Here is an 18,434-nt window from a genome sequence, read left to right as displayed (position 1 = left end):
TGAACAGACGCTTTACAATTGAAAACTATACTTACACTAGTAAGTTAAATCTACCACAATTAGAAGGGTGATCAGAGTCGATGTTGCTAAAAAAAGCGTCTATTGTTTCTGTATTGGCGTTAGCTGTAGGAGTATCCGCCGTGAGCGCGGTTTCCGCAGCAACCGTAACGAAAGCGAGCGCAACGAAAGTCGGCGCAACGAAAGCTAGCCCGGTACAGGTTACAAATTCGACTTACATCGTAAACGGAGTTTCGGCGAATATCAGTACCTTTATCGAGAAAGGCAGGACACTTGTTTCCGTTAGGGGAATAAGCACCTATTTAGGCGCTGCGCTGCAGGCCGTTAAAGGCGGAGTTCAAGCGACGCTGAACGGGCACACGGTGGAGTTAAAAACGAACAGCAACCTGATTAAGGTTGACGGCGTCGAGCAACAATTGACAGTGCCTGTAAAGTCGGTTAATGGGACTACATACGTGGAGCTTAAAGCGTACATTCAAGCTTTGGGCGCTCAATTCGCGAAGGATGCTTCCGGCGCGACTTGGATCGACGCGAACTTGTTAGCTGACATTGACCATATCCAGTGGATAGATTCCACAAGTTTCATCGGTTCAGTAGAGAATGAAACGGGCCGTTTCGACTACTTGGTCAATGCGCAAACAGGTAAATACAAGGAATTGCTGAATGCGGCAGACGCTTCGGAATTAGTCGTTTCTCCTAACGCTATGAAAGCTGCTTATTCGAACGCAATCGGCGAAGTTTTCATCATCGATCTGAGCACTGGCGCTTCCACGAAAGCTAGCGCGGACAGTTCGATTAAACCGGAATTGGTCTGGTCGCCTGACGGTACAGCGCTGTATTTCCTGCAAGGGGATAAAGGCAGCGTCATCGCCAAGCTGGAACTGGCTTCAGGCACGATCTCCAAGATTCTTGAAGACAAAGTGGATTACAAAGCGAATCTGGAAGTTTCCGCAGACGGCAAAACATTCACTTATACGGTTACAAAGCCAGGCGCGGTTGTTGCAGATAGCTCGAAGCCGGTAGAAAATGACGATGTCACCATTGATACGAAAGGTACCGAGCCGCAAATTTACATGTACACGGTCGATCCTTCGAACAATAAAGCGGTGCAGCTTACAACTTCTTCGGATGATAAAGTGTTCATTCATGCTTCAGCGGACGCTTCCGCTGTATCCTATGTGAGCGTGAGCGACGAAGAGGGCGTTAAATCTACTTTGATCACAGTAAGCAAAAACAAAGCCGTTAATTCGCTTTTCATCGAAAAGGACGTGTACCAAGCTACGCTTTCCGGCGGTAAATGGTATTTGCTAACCGAAGGAAATGGAACGAACCAATTCATTTACGAAGTCGATCCAGCAACGGGCGCTGCGAAACAATTGTACACCGTTTCCGAGAACGTAAGCGAAATCGTAGTGAAAGCAGGCGCTCCGATCGCAGTAATTAATAACGGTCATGTGTATGTGAATATTAATGGACATTGGAAACCAACAACTAAGTAAGAGAATTGAGAGGAGAAATCATCAATGAAATTGTTCAAATCTTTATCCGTCGCCGCAATGGCGATTGCGCTAGTCACGACATCGGTATCCGTAGCGGGTGCTGCTAGCTCCCTAAGCGGTAAAATCGTAATCAATGGATCTTCCGCGCTTCTTCCGCTCACGCTTCAAGCGGCTAACGAATTCAAAAAGCTGAACCCGAAGGTTAAAATTTCGGCTTCGGCAGCCGGTTCCGTAACTGGACCGCAATCGGTACGCAAAGGCATTGCCGATATCGGCGCAGTAGACTGGGATGCTTCCACGGACGTACCCGGCTTCAAGAAATTCGATGGCCAAGTAGCGAACAAAGTAGCGGTTATCCCGTTCGCAGCTGTTGTTAACAAGAACGTGAAATCCGACAGCTTAACGACAAAACAATTGCAAGACATTTTCTCCGGTAAAGTAACGAACTGGAAAGACGTAGGCGGCGCAGATGCCGACATCATCGTCGTTAACCGCGCATTCGGTTCCGGTACTCGCGTTAACTTCCAAATGAAAGCTTTGCAAGGCTCCGACTTCCTGAGCAAAGGCAGCAACTACAAAGAAGTCAAATCGAGCGGCGATATGAAAACAGCCATCGAAACGACGCCTAACGCTATCGGTTATATCGATCTCGTATACGTAACAAGCAGCATGAAAGCTCTTCAAATCAATGGCGTGGCTCCTTCGGAAGCGAATGTCATTAACGGAACTTATAAAGTATGGGGCTACGGCTATTACATGACTAAAGGCAAGCCTGAGGGTGCTGTTAAAGCATTCATCGAGTACATCCAAAGCAAGAAGTTCCAAAACGGTTCCCTGAAAAAGCTGAAATTCATTCCGATTTCCGCAATCAAGTAATCGAATAACGCTCCAATACAATAACCCAACATATGGGAAGAGGCCAGCATAGCGGACATCACGCGACGCTGGTTTCTTCATGGGAGGATAAAGACCCTTATGCAACTGGAAAATACGGCCCAAAGCACGTTAGTCGGGACGAAATCTTCCTCGACCGAGCTCGGAGGCAGCATTAAAGCGGGTTCGGGGAAAAAGTTCGACCGGAAAAACAGGCTCCTTTTCTACAACCGTTTTTTCAAAATCGCCTGTATCGCAAGCGCCGCGTTCGTTTGCTTGATATTGTTCAGCATCCTGTTCTTCATGTTTCGGACCGGCATACTTACTTTCCGCGATGTTTCTCCAATGACATTCTTTTTTTCGTCGGATTGGTCACCCGAGAATGAGAGTTACGGGGCATTCATATTCATTTTCGGTACGTTCGCTCTCACGCTTCTGACGCTGTTGATCTCAGTTCCTTTGTCGGTCATCATTGCCGTATTTCTAGCAGAGATCGCTCCGAAATGGATGCGGAATTTGTTGCGTCCCGTTCTGGATCTGCTCGTCGGGATTCCTTCGGTCGTCTATGGATTTCTCGGTATGACGATACTGATTCCGCTCCTAAGGGATTTGACGGGAACGAACATGGGAGATGGAATTCTCGCCGCGGCTATCGTTCTTACCATAATGGTTCTTCCGACGATTAGCCGTATTAGCGACGATGCGATCAGCGTTGTCCCGCGGAAGTACAGGGATGCATCCTATGCGCTTGGAGCAACGAGATTCCAAACGATTTTCAAAGTCATCATTCCGGCTGCCCGCAGCGGCATTATGTATGCGGTTATTCTGGGTATGGCTCGCGCGATCGGCGAGACGATGGCGGTCGTCATGGTCATAGGTAACACGCCGCAATTGGCGGACGCCCTGTTTAAACCGACTTCGGTATTGACAAGCAACATCGTCATGCAAATCGCTAACGTTCCATTCGATTCGACTTGGAATAACGCGCTCTATATGATGGGTTTCCTATTGCTTGTAATTTCTTTGCTCATGATCGTGATCGTTCGTTTGTTCCAACGTAAGGGGGCACAGCAATGAGGGCGGCTGCTAGCGGGTCTGGAGGAGCTTTTAGTTCCGGCAAAGGGTTAAACAAAGTTAAAAATCGCACGTTTACCGTGTTCGTATGGGGCATTTCCTCTTGTATCGTTTTGTTCATTTGCGCTTTGCTCTTTCTAATCTTGCAAAAAGGGCTGCCGCATTTAACTTGGGATTTTATCATGGGTCTGCCTAGCGAGATGGAAGAAGGGGGAGGCATCGGTCCAGCGCTGTTCAATTCCTTCTACATGTTGGTCATCTCCCTTGCCATTTCTATTCCGCTTGGGATGGCTGCCGGCATTTACTTGGCCGAGTTCGCACCGAGCAATAAATTGATCGGGTTCGTGCGCATTTGCGTAGAGGGATTGGCATCCGTTCCTTCGATTATTTTCGGATTGTTCGGAATCGCCTTGTTCGTCGAGATGTTCCAAATCGGACTTACGATTATCGGCGGGGCAGTCAGCCTGGCTTTCCTGAACTTGCCCGTGATGACGAGGGTAACGGAAGAAGCGATAAGAGCCGTTCCGAAAGAAGTGAAGCAGGCTTCCTTTGCCTTGGGAGCGACCCATCTTCAGACCATTCGGCGCGTGCTCGTTCCGTCTGCGATCAGCGGTATCGTTACAGGCATTTGCTTAGTGGCGGGTCGAGCTTTCGGGGAAAGCGCGGTTATTATTCTGACAGCGGGCGTTACGACTTCTGGCGAGATGTGGGACTTTAACCTGTTGTCGCCGGGCGAAACATTAGCCGTTCATCTGTGGTATGTCCAGTCGGAAGCGATCGTGCCGGATGCGGTTTCGATTTCCGACAAAGCCGCTGCCGTACTCGTATTCGTTATTCTGATGTTTAACGTTGTTTTCCGCATACCGCTATGGATTAAAGATCGTAAAAATAAGTAAATTTCTTTATGCAAATTCACCTTCTCGAGAGGTCGAACTCTACGATTTGTTTGATGAGGGGGATGTTCCAGTAGTTGGATCTCCAGCTTGCATAGAGGTTCCACTCGGAGGATATCCCCGGAAGGTCCAAAGCGACTACTCGATGGGCTGGATCGGGAAGCACACATTCCGGCAAAATAGCTACACCCATTTGAGCGTGGACGGCACTTATAATCATCTCGACGGATTCGAATTTCGCGACTGTGTTAATCGTCCAATGGAGATGCGCCTTCCATAACGCAATGAGCTCGCTAATTGAGGTCTCCGTATGATCGATAAAAGCGTATTTAAAGAGATTGTGCGGAGCAAGCTCGCTTTCTTGGGTTAAGGAATGACCGACGGGTAAGATCAGCTTAAGCGAAGAGGCAGCCAACTTATCATAGTGGAAGTCGTAAGAAGCTTGGGGTGGAAGTCCGCAAATCGCTAGGTCAAGCATGCCCGCATTTAGCAATTGATATAGCGATTGTTCGTCTCCGGATTGCATGGATACTTGAATATTGGCTTTGTCCCTAACGGCTGTTAACCAGTTCGAACGAGCAATCGTGGTCATGGCGCAGTCCGTGCATCCGACTCGGAGAAGAGTTCTCTCGTTATCGCGCAGTTCTGTTATTTTGGATTCCGCTTCGGTATAGAGCGCGCTGATTTGGCTAGCGTAAGGCAGCATTATTTTCCCGGCATTCGTAAGAAAGATTCGCCCTGACTTTGCTTGGAAGAGCTTTACTCCCCAATCGGTCTCCATCTTCTTCATATGGAAGCTGATTGTCGGTTGCTTCATATTAAGAGCATTTGCAACTGCGGTAACCTGTTTATAACGATCGATTAATACCAGTAATTTCATTTTTAATAGACTGATGATGAAAACCCCGCTTTTACACCGATTTATTAACTTTGTCTATAATTTTATCATTTACATAGAATTAATGTATTTATTTTTTTCACTCAGTTAACAAAACGAAAACATTAGATTAACGACAACCTTCTACAATATTAACTGTAAGCAAAAATAACTGAGAGCTGGAAGGGGAACTATCACGAAATGAAAAAGACGGTAATCTTGTTGATGACGCTAATCCTGACGGTAACACTGGCCGCATGCGGTAAAAATAATAACGAAAGCAGCAATAGCCCAAGCGAGAATGCTAGCAATAGCCCAAGCGAGAGCGCAAGTGACTTATCCGGTTCTTTTCTAGCATCAGGTTCTTCCGCAATGCAGAAGCTAGTTGAACAAGCTTCAGGGAAATTCATGGATAAGAACAAAGGAGTCTCTATTCAAGTTCAAGCTGGAGGCAGCGGTACGGGCCTCACTCAAGTGTCTGAAGGACAATCAGAAATCGGTAACTCCGATGTGTTCGCAGAAGAAAAGCTGGATGCGGACAAAGCAGCCGCTTTAGTCGATCACCAAGTTGCGGTAGTTAGTATCGCTGCGGTTATTAATCCAGCAGTAACGGTGGATAATTTAACTAAACAACAACTAATAGACATTTTCACCGGTAAAGTAACGAACTGGAAAGACGTTGGCGGAAACGATCAGAAGATCCAAATCGTTAACCGTCCATCCAGCTCCGGTACTCGCGCCACTTTCGAGAAATTCGCTTTAGGGCAAAAAACGGAAGACTTGCAAGGCTCGATTCAAGAAGATTCCTCTGGCACGGTTAAGAAGCTAGTCGGCGAAACGCCGGGAGCGATCGGTTACTTGGCACTGTCTTACTTGGATGATTCCATTAAGAAGGTTAAGTACGAAGGTATTGAGGCAACTGAAGACACCGTAGCGGACGGCACTTATCCTGTCTGGGCATACGAGCACATGTACACGAAAGGCGAGCCAAAAGCAGAAGTTAAAGCTTTCCTGGATTTCATGCTGAGCGATGAAGTTCAGAATGGGGACGTCGTTGAACTCGGCTACATCCCGATGAGCAAGATGAAAGTTAAACGCGATGTTGCAGGCAACGTCACGAAATAATAAGCGTTCCATATCATGAGCCAATCAAGAGGCAGATCGTCAGTGCCTCTTGATTGGCTATGTAAAGGGAGAGATTTATGTCTCAGTCGTTAGACCGACAAAAAGCGAAGCCGCATCTAGCGGAGGAATGGGTAGGCAAGATTTATACGTTCTTGTGTATCCTTTTTCTCATCACCACCATATTTTCGATTGTTTATTTTGTCGCTTCCAAGGGGCTCAGCACCTTTATCGTAAATCATGTTAACGTCATCGATTTGTTAACAGGGCTGAAGTGGCTTCCCGATGGCGAACCCGCACTTTTTGGAGCATTGCCTTTCATATTCGGTTCATTCAGTACATCCATATTAGCAGCTTGCTTAGCTGCCCCGCTTGGTTTCTGCGCGGCAGTATTCATGGTTGAGATTTCGCCCAAATTCGGGCGCAAGTATTTGCAGCCGGTTATCGAATTGCTGGCCGGCATCCCATCGGTCGTGTACGGATTCGTGGGTTTAAGCGTTATCGTTCCCTTCTTCCGCGACGTATTTCCCGGTCAAGGTATCGGTATCGCGGCAGGCGCCCTCGTACTGTCGATCATGATTCTTCCTACGATTACGACAATAGCTACCGACGCGTTAGCCGCGCTGCCCAAAGGCCTGAAAGAAGGCTCTTACGCGTTAGGCTCAACCCGTTGGCAAACCATATATCGAATTGTTCTACCGACTACGCTTCCGGCTTTAATGACGGGCATCGTGCTCGGGATCGCGCGTGCTTTCGGCGAAGCGCTCGCCGTTCAGATGGTTATCGGAAACGCTCCGCATATTCCGCGGTCGCTGTTCGAATCGGCTTCGACGCTGACAAGCGCCATTACGCTCAGCATGGGGAATACGGCTATGGGCTCGTTAGCTAATAACGCGTTGTGGTCCTTGGCTCTTATTCTGATGCTGATGACGTTCGTCTTCGTCTTCATCGTACGTTTCCTGGAAGGGAGATCGAAATTATGAAAGCAAAGACAGCGGATAAAATCGCTACATCGATCATTATGGCCGTCGCGGCTTTGATTGTCTTAGTATTAGCCGGTTTGCTTGGATACATTCTATTTCGGGGCGTCGGGCATATCAGCTTCCACTTTCTGACTTCCGCGCCCGAATCGATTCGCAAAGGCGGCGGGATCGGACCTCAGCTATTCAACTCGATATTTTTACTCGTCTTAACGATGATCATAACGATTCCGATCGGCTTGGGTGCGGGAATTTATATGAGCGAGTACGCTCCGATGAACCGGATAACCAACTTCATTCGTTTAATCGTAGAAGTTCTCTCGTCGGTTCCTTCCATCATCGTCGGTCTATTCGGACTTCTAGTGCTCGTTAATTTATTTGGATTCGGATTCTCGCTATTCTCGGGAGCATTGGCGCTAACCGTATTCAACCTTCCGCTAATGGTGCGAATTACGGAGCAAGGCTTGAAGGGCGTACCGCGCGAACAGAAAGAAGCGAGCTTAGCTCTTGGGCTTTCCAAGTGGAAAACGATCACGTCGGTTATGCTGCCGATTGCGCTCCCGGTCGTTCTTACGGGTACGATCCTAGCGGCGGGCAGAGTGTTCGGCGAAGCGGCGGCGTTATTGTTTACGGCCGGAATGAGCTCTCCTAGGCTGGACTTTACGAACTGGAACCCGCTTAGCCCCTTCTCGCCGTTGAACCCTTTCCGCCCGGCCGAGACATTGGCGGTTCATATCTGGAAAATCAATTCCGAAGGGCTCGCTCCCGATGCCGGCCAGATCGCGGCGGGCGCATCCGCAGTTCTCGTAATAACGGTGCTGGTATTCAACTTCGGCGCCAGATGGTTAGGACGTTATATGCACCGCAAATTTACCGCAATCAAATAAGGGGGTTTACCGCGTGCAAGGTATCGGATTGTCTGCCAAAGACCTGAGCGTTTCGTACGGCGATAGACCTGCCGTCAAGAAGGTATCGCTCGATTTCGCGCCTAAGCAGGTAACGGCGCTGATCGGTCCATCCGGCTGCGGGAAGTCGACCTTCCTGAGAAGTTTGAACCGGATGAACGATCTTATCCCGAACTGCACGGTAACCGGGGAAATATGGATTAGGGACCAGAATATCAACAGCCCGGCAACCGACGTCGTATCGCTTCGTCAGAAGATCGGCATGGTATGGCAGCGTCCCAATCCTTTCCATAAATCGATCTACGAGAACATTGCTTTCGGACCGCGTTATCACGGCGTGAAGAAGAAAAAAGAGCTGGACGAGATCGTCGAGGAGTCGTTAACGAAGGCTGCCCTTTGGGAAGAGACCAAGGATAGGCTGCACAATTCGGCTTTAGCGCTTTCCGGCGGCCAGCAGCAGCGACTATGCATTGCGCGGTCGATTGCCGTCAAACCGGATATCATCCTCATGGATGAGCCGGCTTCTGCACTCGATCCTGTCTCTACCGCGAAAATCGAAGAGTTGATCTCGGAGCTGAAGCGGGAATATTGCATTATTATCGTGACGCACAACATGCATCAGGCAGCACGCGTGTCGGAGAAGACGGCGTTTTTCCTGATGGGCGAAGTGATGGAGTATGACTCCACGAATAACATTTTTACCAATCCGCAAAGGGCAGAGACGAGCGATTACATCACGGGGCGGTTCGGATAAAGGCTTGAATTAAATCAGACGAGGAGAATTGGCCATGAACTCCATTATCGAGATCAATGATTTGGATTTATTTTATGGAGAATTTCACGCATTGAAGCACGTAAACATGGAAATTCCGGAAAAGGCCATCACCGCGTTTATCGGTCCTTCCGGGTGCGGCAAGTCTACTCTTCTTAGGACGTTTAACCGGATGAACGATATGATCGCCGGCACGCGTATCGAAGGCAAAGTCGAGATCGCGGGAACGGATATCTACTCCAATGAGGTCGATGTGGAAACGTTGCGTAAACGCGTGGGAATGGTGTTCCAACAGCCGAATCCTTTTCCGAAATCGATCTATGACAACATCGCTTACGGCCCTCGCCTTCACGGCATTACCGATCGCAAGAAATTGGACGAAATCGTGGAAACGAGCCTTCGTTCCGCAGCACTTTGGGGAGAGGTTAAAGATCACTTGAAGCGTTCCGCTTTCAGTATCTCCGGCGGACAGCAGCAGCGTCTGTGCATTGCGCGCGCCCTGGCAGTCGAGCCGGACATCCTGCTCATGGACGAAGCCACTTCGGCTCTCGATCCAATCTCCACGCTAAAGATTGAAGAGCTGGCGCAAGAGCTTAAAGATCGTTACACGATCGTTATGGTTACCCATAACATGCACCAAGCGGCTCGCGTATCTCAACAAACCGTCTTTTTCCTTAATGGAGAAGTCGTGGAATATTCGGAGACGGAGCAATTGTTCTCCAATCCGACTGATCAACGTACGGAAGACTACATTAGCGGGCGGTTCGGTTGATTCCGAGAGAGGACGGTTAGGGATAATGGTTAAACGCAGAGAGTTTGATTTGGGTTTAGAGGAAATGACGCAGCTGCTTACCGAGATGGGAAGCCGTGTGGAGATCGCGCTTAAAGAATCGATGGAGGCTTTGAAAAATAGCGACGTCGAGACCGGAAAGCGGATCGTTAAATCCGACACCGAGCTGAATCATATGGAAGAGAAAATAAGCGAAATCGGCGCGAAGTTAATTGCTACGCAACAACCGGTCGCCAAAGATTTACGCCGTATTCTTATCGCTTTCAAGATTTCTTCCGACTTGGAGCGCATGGGGGATTTATCCGTAGACATCGCCAAGGTGGTCATTCGATTGGACGGGCAGCCCCTGATCAAGCCATTGTTGGATTTGCCGAGAATGGCCGAGCTTGTCACCGTAATGATTCAAGAGTCTCTGCAATCCTATGTGGACGAGAACGTTGACCTGGCTTACAAAAGCGCCAAGGATGACGATCAAGTGGATGCGCTCTATTCGCAAATTCTTCGCGAGCTATTCGCGCTTATGGTTGAAAATCCGAAGACGGTCAGCCAGGCGATGCTTCTTAGCTTCGTCGGTCGTTACATCGAGCGGATCGCGGACCATGCAACCAATATCGCGGAAAGCGTCGTATACTTGATGACGGGCAAACGTCCGGAGCTGAACCAATAAGATAAGATGAGATAAGGTGACAATGATCCGCCTTACACTCGGGACGCACTTTAATTCCACATGAGATAATTATTTAAAACCCACGAGCTTCGTGGGTTTTTTGGGCTTAACAGAAAGTATAAAGTTCGGAGTAAGGGCAGTCCTATTTCGTCTGTGTGCTTACGATGATTTTCATCGTATTGCACGAGTTGCCAGGTCATTTTTTGTTGCTAACGATGATTTTCATCGTATGGGGGAGTAAATTCAGTATTTTAAGCTCAAAACGACGACAATACGATGTTTTATATTTTATCGTCTAGCCGAATGCACGAAACTCGGACTGATACGATGATAATCATCATAATGGTAGTCTCCGCCTCGCTCTTATGGAGCCAGATCGTCCCAGTAAACGGAAAGCAAGCCGCAGGATTTCCCTTTCTTCGGGAGAGAGTCGAATGCCTGAAAATCCGCCTGCACTCTGCTTGCCATAAATCGTTCCCACGAACTGCAAAAGCATTTGCTGGCATAATCGCGGGCGTTCTTTGATCCTATTGTGCGTGAACCGTAAAACTTTCCATCCGTCCAGGATCAGATGGTTTTGTCTGATCCGGTCGTCGTCTAAGCCGGATAGACTGATTTTTCGCGCATGAGTTTCCAATCCGTCTCCTTCGATATTCAAGCGCACGACGCTATTGAAATCCATTCGCATCATCCTCCGGAAGCGAATAAAGCCGCCTTCCGATTCAGCTAACGCTGAAAGAAAGAGCGGCTGCGTGCTGCGCATGCCTTGTTTTGGAATTTTATAATGAGAGTATAATGGCCAACCGCAAAGCATGTCAATTACTGGAATCCAAGATCCAAACGTGTTACGTCGCCAAAGGACGGTGAAACCGTATATATTGTACGATCAAGTATAAGTTTTCATTGCCTTATACCCATCTGAAGGCAATTAAGTAGTATGCGTGAGGAATCTTTCCTAGATAAGGAGAGGTTCTTTTTTATTTTCGCTACTAGATTAACAAGGATTTGTGTAGAAGACCTATCAACCAAAGTAATGGACATGCATATTCTGAGTAAGTAAATAAGTATTCGCGAGAACAAAAAGGGGGGGGGGACATATATGCACTTGATTTCGGTTTTATTAATAGCTTTGGTTTCCAATCTGGATAATTTGGCGATTGGAATATCGCTTGGCATTCGTTCAACAAAAATTCCGGTTTTGTCTAATGGAATAATTGCCGGTATAACAATGGCAGGAACTTATTTATCTATGAATGCAGGTGTGTTTATTACCGGATACATTTCAAGCCGGACCACCAATTTGTTAGGTTCGGCGATTATCGTACTCATCGGCGTTTGGTCTATAGTAAATAGCCTGCGTCTAAGAACTGCACGATCTGCGGATTCCGACGATTATGAACATGGTTACGGCAATCGTAGTTCTGCCAATGCAGATGTCTTTCATAAGCATGTGATTTCAATAAAAGAATCGGCGGGTCTAAGCATCGCTCTTGCATTGAATAATCTAGCAACAGGGATAGGAGCGGGAGCAACGGGTATATCCCCGATTTGGACGACGATTTCGGTTGGAGTGTTCTCACTTCTCTTCATTGGGTTTGGATCCAGATTTGGTTTTACGTTGGCAAGATCGTGGTTGGGAAGCTATTCAAAGATTGCGGCTGGTATTCTATTGATTCTTATTGGTATTTATGAAATGTTCATCTAACGCCCCATTTTTACACGCAGCTAACAAAAGAAAGGGTTTAAGAATACACCTCCGTGTTACGGTGAAGGAAACGAACAATTCTTATCTAAGTTAATAAATTCCAGAATCGTCGGTCGGGGGCTAACAACGATGAACAAGGCCAACGTTTGGTTGAATCAGAATAGGGTAAACGAATGGTTGAGCGAGGAGGGTATCCCGCAATGCTGCGGGTTATTCCTTGTTCGATGGGAGGGCGGACAAGCCCAGTCCAATACGGCAGTTCCAAGCGCGCCTCTCCGTATTCGAAGATTGTTGCAGGTCCTTGCGCTTAGATTCTCAAAATTATCCGATTCGGTACGCAGTTGGACGTTATCCGGCTCCAGTCTTATTATAACCGTATCCTTCGGAACAGAAGAAAACGACAGCGTAGATACAGCAGAGATATCGGCGGGACGAATGGCGTTCCTTATCCGAGATTTGGCAACTCGGGTTTTTACCGAGTTTCGCGAATCGCGGGGGTTGGAGACGGGGAGCAGCATTCGCTGCGGGTTTGGCTGGATTTACGATAAGGCGGACACAGCTTATAAAATAGATTCACCGCACACTTGGGAAAGCGCGCTATTAAACGCTTACGAGAATGCGTGGCAACGTATGTTTTTTGCCAGCAGCCCGATTATCCGATTTCCGCTGCCTGAATATGCAGCAATTCCGACGGAATATGATTTCAAAGTGCGATATTTGCCGATCGTATCGTTATTGGATGGTTCTCTATATGGCTACGAAGCGGTTCCGATCGATATAAATAACGGGGCTCGAATAAATCTCAATGTTTTCTATGAGAAGGCGGACCAAGCGGGGAGATTATTCGAATCCGACCGCCATTTCCGTGAAGCGGCTATTCGCGGTTTTCCTTCTCGCAATGGGGATATTAAGCTATTCCTTCCCGTGCCGGCGAAAATTATTTTCGACCCGAGGTTATATCCCGGAAGCACGCTGCGGAGAATAGAAGCCGCGAACTTACGGCCTGAGCATGTCGTGCTTGTGATGGTCGGGGGCGAGGAAGAGCAAGGGACAACGATCAAAGCCGCACTTAGCCATTATCGGAATCAAGGGTTCAGGATTGCCCTATCGGGCATAACGCCTAATCTATCGTCGATGCGCCGAATGGTAGATTTGCATCCGGATTACGCGCAGATGAACGTAGACTGGGTAAACGTGGAGGGAACGGATTCCGTCGAGGAAAGCTTGTTGCAAGCTTTTATTTCCATAACCCGCAAAGAACAGATCGTACTCATCGCCAATGGTCTGAATCGTGAAGAGTTGCTTCCCGCGCTTGTCGCCAGCGGAATGAATTACGCGCAAGGAGAATGGCTCGGCAATGCGAACAAGGATTCTTTCGAACTGGCTCCTCATGTTCAAGGCCGAATCCGCTCGGAAGTTAACAAACGTTATCAAGGTGCCACAGGCACACTCTCGGAATTGGTCGTTCCGGTAAAGCAATTTAGCCGAGATACGCCTGTGTCGGAAATTTCCCGGCACTTTGAAATTTACCGGGAGTCCCAAGAGTTTGTTATATCCGACAATGGCAGACCGGTAGGCCTTCTAATGAAAGAAAAGCTGCATCAAATGCTATCGGGCCAATTCGGATTGCCGCTGTATTGGAACAGACCGGTTGGTAAAATCATGGATACGCACCCTATGGTCATTGAGGAGTCAATCAGCGTAGATCAAGCATCGCAGATGGCCATGGCCCGAGAGCCGGACAAGCTCTATGACGCGGTAATCATTACCCGTGAAGGGCATGTAACCGGTATTACTTCTATTCGGGCGATGCTGGAATGGGTGACGCAGTCCCGCATGGCCGATGCCCAGTGGGCGAATCCTTTGTCCGGTTTACCGGGTAATGAGCCCATTCGCCGGGAATTGATCCGGAGGTTAGCTGACGGACGTCCTTTCTCGGTGCTATATGCAGATTTGGATCATTTCAAATGGTATAACGACCAATACGGCTTTCACAGAGGCGACGACGTGATCCGTTATACGGGCGAAACCTTGCTTGAAACCGTTCGGGCACAATTAAAATGCGATTGTTTCGTAGGCCACATCGGGGGAGACGACTTCATCGTTCTCTCATCCGGTTCGGATCCGGTAGAGATGGCAAGGGACGTGATTAAACGTTTCGAGCGTGGGATTGGAGCTTATACAGGAAAGCATACGGGACCGGTACTGGATCGGTCGGGTCATCCGTTGGATGCCTCGGGATTGTCTTTATCCTTATCGCTGCTGCTTTGCCAAACGACATTGGGCTGGACACCGGAAACGTTGTCTGAAAGGGCGGCATTGCTGAAGAAAAAGGCCAAGCAGCTCAGCGGAAACTCGCTGGTGTGGGAAACGATTTCCGAGAATGAAGAAATAAAGGACTCGATTGGCGATTTAACCTTATCTTAACAAAAATCGGGAATTGTCTTTACGTAAGATTGGTAAATTTATACTCACCGAAGACTCTGTGGAAGATGGTGTTGCGCGGAATGATGACTTCCTGGTTTGGGTTGGAGAAAGTGGTCGAGCGGATCGAGTTGCATAAATATATAGGCGTCATTGGAATAGACCTGTCGGAATGGAGTAACGGGTTATCGTCGGAATTCCGAGATGAAGGGTTTAGTTGGTCCAATTGGCTTTCTTTGGCTATGGGACGCAATGATCTATGGTTCGGGGATGAGGTCGCAAGCCATTTATGGCTATATGCGGAAATTCCTGGTTCGCTTGGCGAAGAAGAGAGTGAGTCCTATTTGAGAGGATTGGCTAAGCGAGTCCGGGAGGCGATTGTCGCTCAAACCGGGGGAGCCATCAAGGCGACATCCCAATTGCCGCGGCATCGCGAAAGGGGAATCGGATACGCGCAATTGAAGGGTTGGCAGACGAAGCCGATTAAAGACGTTATCTACGAAGGAATGTTGAAAGCTTCTGTACAGATGCACGCTTCATTAGTCGAACAAAGCGACTGGGAGTTGCGCTACGAGTTGGACAGGCTGCTAACGGAAAGCAGCATCAAAAGCGTGTACCAGCCGATCATGCGGCTCGGCGATGGAAGAGTATTTGGCTATGAGGCGTTGACGAGATGTCCGGAGGGAAGCTTATTCGATGGCCCGCTTTCGTTGTTCCAATTCGCCGAAAGGCACAAACAAGCTTTCGCTTTGGATCGTCTGGCCAGGGAAAAGGCCATTCGTCATTGTCCGGATTTAGGCACGATGCAGAAAATATTCATTAACGTCACGATGAGTATTATTAATGATCCTCACTTCGTATCGGGTCAAACGGTCCGTTGGTTGACCGAGCGGGGGCTGTATCCCGGGCAAGTCGTATTCGAGCTTACAGAGCGGAGTTCGATTGACGACTTCGAGGCTGCCAAGAAAATATTGGCCCACTACCGCAGCCAAGGATATGAAATCGCGATAGACGACGCAGGTGCAGGGTACTCCTCGCTGCAATCGATTGTCGAATTAAGCCCCGATTATATTAAAGTGGATCGCTCGTTGGTTCGCCTAGCGGACAAGGACGAGATGAAGAAGCACATGCTTCGCACTTTTGTCAGATTCGCCAAGAAGATGAACATTCGCACGGTGGCGGAAGGCATTGAACGGCCGGAGGAATTGCGCCTTCTTCGTTCGATGGGTTTTGACTTCGGACAAGGTTACTTGCTTGGCAGGCCGAGCGAGCGTGTAGTTACCGATGTTATGTTCGGAATGAAATAAATATATTGGAATAAAAAGTAGATTGAGAGGGCCGCCGTAAGCGGCTTCTTTTTTTCGTCAAAATATTCGGTAAAACGATAGTAAAATACTTAAATTGACAATCTATTTAATAGTCAATTATACTCATATCATGTATAAATTTGCCAATGATGTTAGGCAATAAGGTGAGCATTACTAGATTAACCGAATGGAAAAAGGGTCTAAGGGCTCAATTAACGGAGGGTTCAAATGTCGATCGAGAAGAGAATGCGTAAGGTTATGGTAGTCCTATTGTCACTCTGTCTTATTTTCTCATCATTTGGAATGGCAGCTGCGAAGGAACAAAGCTCGGATATCAAAGGGCATTGGGCGGAACAGCAAATTACAAGTTGGATCGACAAAGGACTTATCAAAGGTTTTAGCGACGGTTCTTTCAAGCCGGATAAGACAATTACGCGTGGGGAATTCATGTCTCTCGTCAATCGTTCCTTCGGGTTTACCGAGACTGCTGACGTTAAGTTTAAAGATCTTAAACCGGCGGCTTGGGTTTACCAGGACGTTCGGAAAGCGGTTAAAGCCGGTTACATACACGGTTACTCAGACTCTACCATTCGATATAACCAAGTGATTAATCGCCAAGAGTCTGCTTTGATCATTGCCGGTTTGTTAAACTTGGCGAATGATACTGCATCGACTAGCGGTTTCTCTGATGCGGCGAAGATTGCATCTTGGGCTAAAGGCTCGGTCGGGGCAATCGCTGCCAAGAAACTATTGGAAGGAATTGCTGACAAGTCCTTCAATCCAACCAAAGAACTCTCCCGGGCGGAAGCGGTTGTCTTGTTGGACCGCGCTTTGCAAGCGAGAGTAGTATCCTATAATGCAGCAGGTACTTATGGTCCTGCAACAGGCACTCAAACCCTTCAAGGTAATGTTGCTATCACTGTTGGCGGCGTTACGCTGAAGAACGTAGTTATCAACGGAAACTTGCTCCTTGCAGACAGCATCGGCGAAGGCGATGTTTTCCTCGATAACGTAACTGTAAAAGGTACTACTACCGTCAAAGGCGGCGGACCGAACTCAATCCACTTCAAAGATTCCGTTCTCTTTACGATTGTCGTTAATAAGCAAACAGGGGAAGTTCGCATTGTTGCGGAAGGACAGACTACTGTCCAACAAGTCAATTTGAACAGTCCAACGACACTACAATCGGACACCAATACGGGCAGTGGGTTTAGCAATGTCACTCTGACCAATGATCTTCCTGCAGGTTCGAAAGTTACATTAAAAGGTTCTTTTAACAACGTTGAAGTCAATTCTTCAAATGGTAATATTGACATACCACAAGGATCTATCAATAAATTAACTACTACCGACGATTCTAAGGGCGTTTCTCTGAATCTCGGTAAAGATTCGAAAATTAAAGATCTTGTTCTAGATTCTGGATTGAAAGTCTCAGGTCAAGGCACGATTGATAAAGCTACGGTCTCAGAAAAAGCCAAAGGTTCTACTTTTGAGAAGCAGCCGACAAAAACGGAAGGTTCAGGAGCCCCGGCTAGTTCGCAACCTCCTACTTCTTCTGGTAACGGTGGTGGTGGTGATACGACAGCGCCAACGATAAGTGCAGTCACTGGAAGTGCAATAACCGACACCTCGGCAACCTTGAACTTTACATCGAATGAAGCGGGAACTTATTATTACGTGGTCTATGCAGATACAGACCCAGCACCGAATGCGGCAACCATTGCCTTGCAAGGATCAGCCGTAGCCAAAGGAACAGCTGCAGCGAGCTCATCGGCGAACTCAGTTAACGTGACGGGCTTAACCGCATCCACAGCATATAAGGCGTATGTTATCGTTAAAGATGTGGCTGGCAATGCTTCGAATGTAGCGACAATAGTAGTAACGACAAAAGCAGTATTAACAGGAACAGCGACAATAACAGGTACAGCACAAGAAGGCCAAACGCTAACCGCAGCATTGGCTGGTGGCAATAACACAGGAACACTTAGCTACCAATGGAAGTCAAATGCTGCAATCGTCGGAACCAATTCAACAACTTATGTACCAGTGGCTGGAGATATTGGTAAGACAATCACAGTCGTTATCACTTCAAGTGTGCAAGCAGGTTCAGTAACGAGTTCAGCAACATCTGCTGTTATTGCAGCGGCATTAACAGGAACAGCGGTAATAACAGGTACAGCACAAGAAGGCCAAACGCTAACCGCAGCATTGAATGGCAGCAATAACACAGGAACACTTAGCTACCAATGGAAGTCAAATGCTGCAATCGTCGGAACCAATTCAACAACTTATGTACCAGTGGCTGGAGATATTGGAAATACAATCACAGTCGTTATCACTTCAAATGTGCAATCAGGTTCCGTAACGAGTTCGGCAACATCCGCTGTTAATGCAGCGGCAGTAGCGGCATTAACAGGAACAGCGGTAATAACAGGTACAGCACAAGAAGGCCAAACGCTAACCGCAGCATTGAATGGCAGCAATAACACAGGAACACTTAGCTACCAATGGAAGTCAAATGCTGCAAT

16 protein-coding genes are annotated in these 18,434 nt (G+C 47.9%); 14 read left to right on the top strand and 2 right to left on the bottom strand.

Annotated features, from left to right (window positions below):
- Positions 1-80 precede the first annotated feature (80 nt).
- The 4 genes from K7P76_RS29415 (at position 81) to pstA (K7P76_RS29400) (ending at position 4,360) form a co-directional block, all read left to right on the top strand.
- A complete protein-coding gene (locus K7P76_RS29415) occupies positions 81-1,517 on the top strand; it encodes a stalk domain-containing protein (protein WP_232189666.1) in 1,437 nt (478 codons plus the stop codon).
- 24 nt (positions 1,518-1,541) lie between these two features.
- Positions 1,542-2,393 (top strand): phosphate ABC transporter substrate-binding protein, encoded by an 852-nt coding sequence (locus K7P76_RS29410; protein ID WP_232189665.1) that lies wholly within the window; start codon positions 1,542-1,544, stop codon positions 2,391-2,393.
- A 99-nt stretch (positions 2,394-2,492) separates the two neighbouring features.
- Complete coding sequence (gene pstC / locus K7P76_RS29405; protein ID WP_232189664.1) at positions 2,493-3,467, top strand: phosphate ABC transporter permease subunit PstC; 975 nt, start codon at positions 2,493-2,495, stop codon at positions 3,465-3,467.
- Positions 3,464-4,360, top strand: a complete 897-nt coding sequence (pstA, locus tag K7P76_RS29400; protein WP_232189663.1) for a phosphate ABC transporter permease PstA — start codon at positions 3,464-3,466, stop codon at positions 4,358-4,360. Before pstC (K7P76_RS29405) ends, pstA (K7P76_RS29400) begins: the two co-directional genes overlap by 4 nt.
- A gap of 16 nt (positions 4,361-4,376) precedes the next feature.
- On the opposite strand, the gene K7P76_RS29395 is transcribed toward pstA (K7P76_RS29400), so the two are convergent.
- Entirely contained in the window at positions 4,377-5,237 is an 861-nt protein-coding gene (locus K7P76_RS29395; protein WP_232189662.1) for a LysR family transcriptional regulator, read from the bottom strand.
- Between the two features lie 198 nt (positions 5,238-5,435).
- Between K7P76_RS29395 and K7P76_RS29390 the strand changes: the two genes are divergently transcribed.
- The 6 genes from K7P76_RS29390 (at position 5,436) to phoU (ending at position 10,470) form a co-directional block, all read left to right on the top strand.
- On the top strand, positions 5,436-6,359 hold the full coding sequence (locus K7P76_RS29390; RefSeq protein WP_232189661.1) for a phosphate ABC transporter substrate-binding protein: 924 nt from the start codon (positions 5,436-5,438) through the stop codon (positions 6,357-6,359).
- A gap of 77 nt (positions 6,360-6,436) precedes the next feature.
- Complete coding sequence (pstC, locus tag K7P76_RS29385; protein ID WP_232189660.1) at positions 6,437-7,339, top strand: phosphate ABC transporter permease subunit PstC; 903 nt, start codon at positions 6,437-6,439, stop codon at positions 7,337-7,339.
- The gene (pstA, locus tag K7P76_RS29380; protein ID WP_232189659.1) at positions 7,336-8,223 is read left to right on the top strand and encodes a phosphate ABC transporter permease PstA; all 888 of its coding nucleotides are present in this window, start codon (positions 7,336-7,338) and stop codon (positions 8,221-8,223) included. The genes pstC (K7P76_RS29385) and pstA (K7P76_RS29380) overlap by 4 nt, the downstream gene beginning before the upstream one ends.
- Before the next feature lie 13 nt (positions 8,224-8,236).
- Positions 8,237-8,995, top strand: coding sequence for a phosphate ABC transporter ATP-binding protein PstB (pstB, locus tag K7P76_RS29375; RefSeq protein ID WP_232189658.1), 759 nt, complete (start codon positions 8,237-8,239; stop codon positions 8,993-8,995).
- Between the two features lie 34 nt (positions 8,996-9,029).
- Positions 9,030-9,785 (top strand): phosphate ABC transporter ATP-binding protein PstB, encoded by a 756-nt coding sequence (pstB, locus tag K7P76_RS29370; RefSeq protein WP_232189657.1) that lies wholly within the window; start codon positions 9,030-9,032, stop codon positions 9,783-9,785.
- Positions 9,786-9,810: 25 nt separating this feature from the next.
- Positions 9,811-10,470, top strand: coding sequence for a phosphate signaling complex protein PhoU (phoU, locus tag K7P76_RS29365; RefSeq protein ID WP_232189656.1), 660 nt, complete (start codon positions 9,811-9,813; stop codon positions 10,468-10,470).
- Positions 10,471-10,807: 337 nt separating this feature from the next.
- On the opposite strand, the gene K7P76_RS29360 is transcribed toward phoU, so the two are convergent.
- The gene (locus K7P76_RS29360; RefSeq protein WP_232189655.1) at positions 10,808-11,152 is read right to left on the bottom strand and encodes a putative endonuclease domain-containing protein; all 345 of its coding nucleotides are present in this window, start codon (positions 11,150-11,152) and stop codon (positions 10,808-10,810) included.
- Between the two features lie 417 nt (positions 11,153-11,569).
- On the opposite strand from K7P76_RS29360, the gene K7P76_RS29355 reads away from it, so the two are divergent.
- The 4 genes from K7P76_RS29355 to K7P76_RS29340 all read left to right on the top strand — a co-directional run.
- A complete protein-coding gene (locus K7P76_RS29355) occupies positions 11,570-12,175 on the top strand; it encodes a manganese efflux pump (RefSeq protein ID WP_232189654.1) in 606 nt (201 codons plus the stop codon).
- Positions 12,176-12,304: 129 nt separating this feature from the next.
- A complete protein-coding gene (locus tag K7P76_RS29350) occupies positions 12,305-14,602 on the top strand; it encodes a GGDEF domain-containing protein (protein WP_232189653.1) in 2,298 nt (765 codons plus the stop codon).
- An 80-nt stretch (positions 14,603-14,682) separates the two neighbouring features.
- A complete protein-coding gene (locus K7P76_RS29345) occupies positions 14,683-15,906 on the top strand; it encodes an EAL domain-containing protein (RefSeq protein WP_232189652.1) in 1,224 nt (407 codons plus the stop codon).
- 228 nt (positions 15,907-16,134) lie between these two features.
- Positions 16,135-18,434, top strand: a 2,300-nt coding sequence (locus tag K7P76_RS29340) for an S-layer homology domain-containing protein (RefSeq protein WP_232189651.1), incomplete at its 3' end; no start/stop codon positions are given.

It is taken from the genome of Cohnella silvisoli, assembly GCF_021190915.1.
GTDB classification, from domain to species: Bacteria; Bacillota; Bacilli; order Paenibacillales; family Paenibacillaceae; genus Cohnella; species Cohnella silvisoli.
This window is presented reverse-complemented; position numbering and strand designations above follow the sequence as displayed.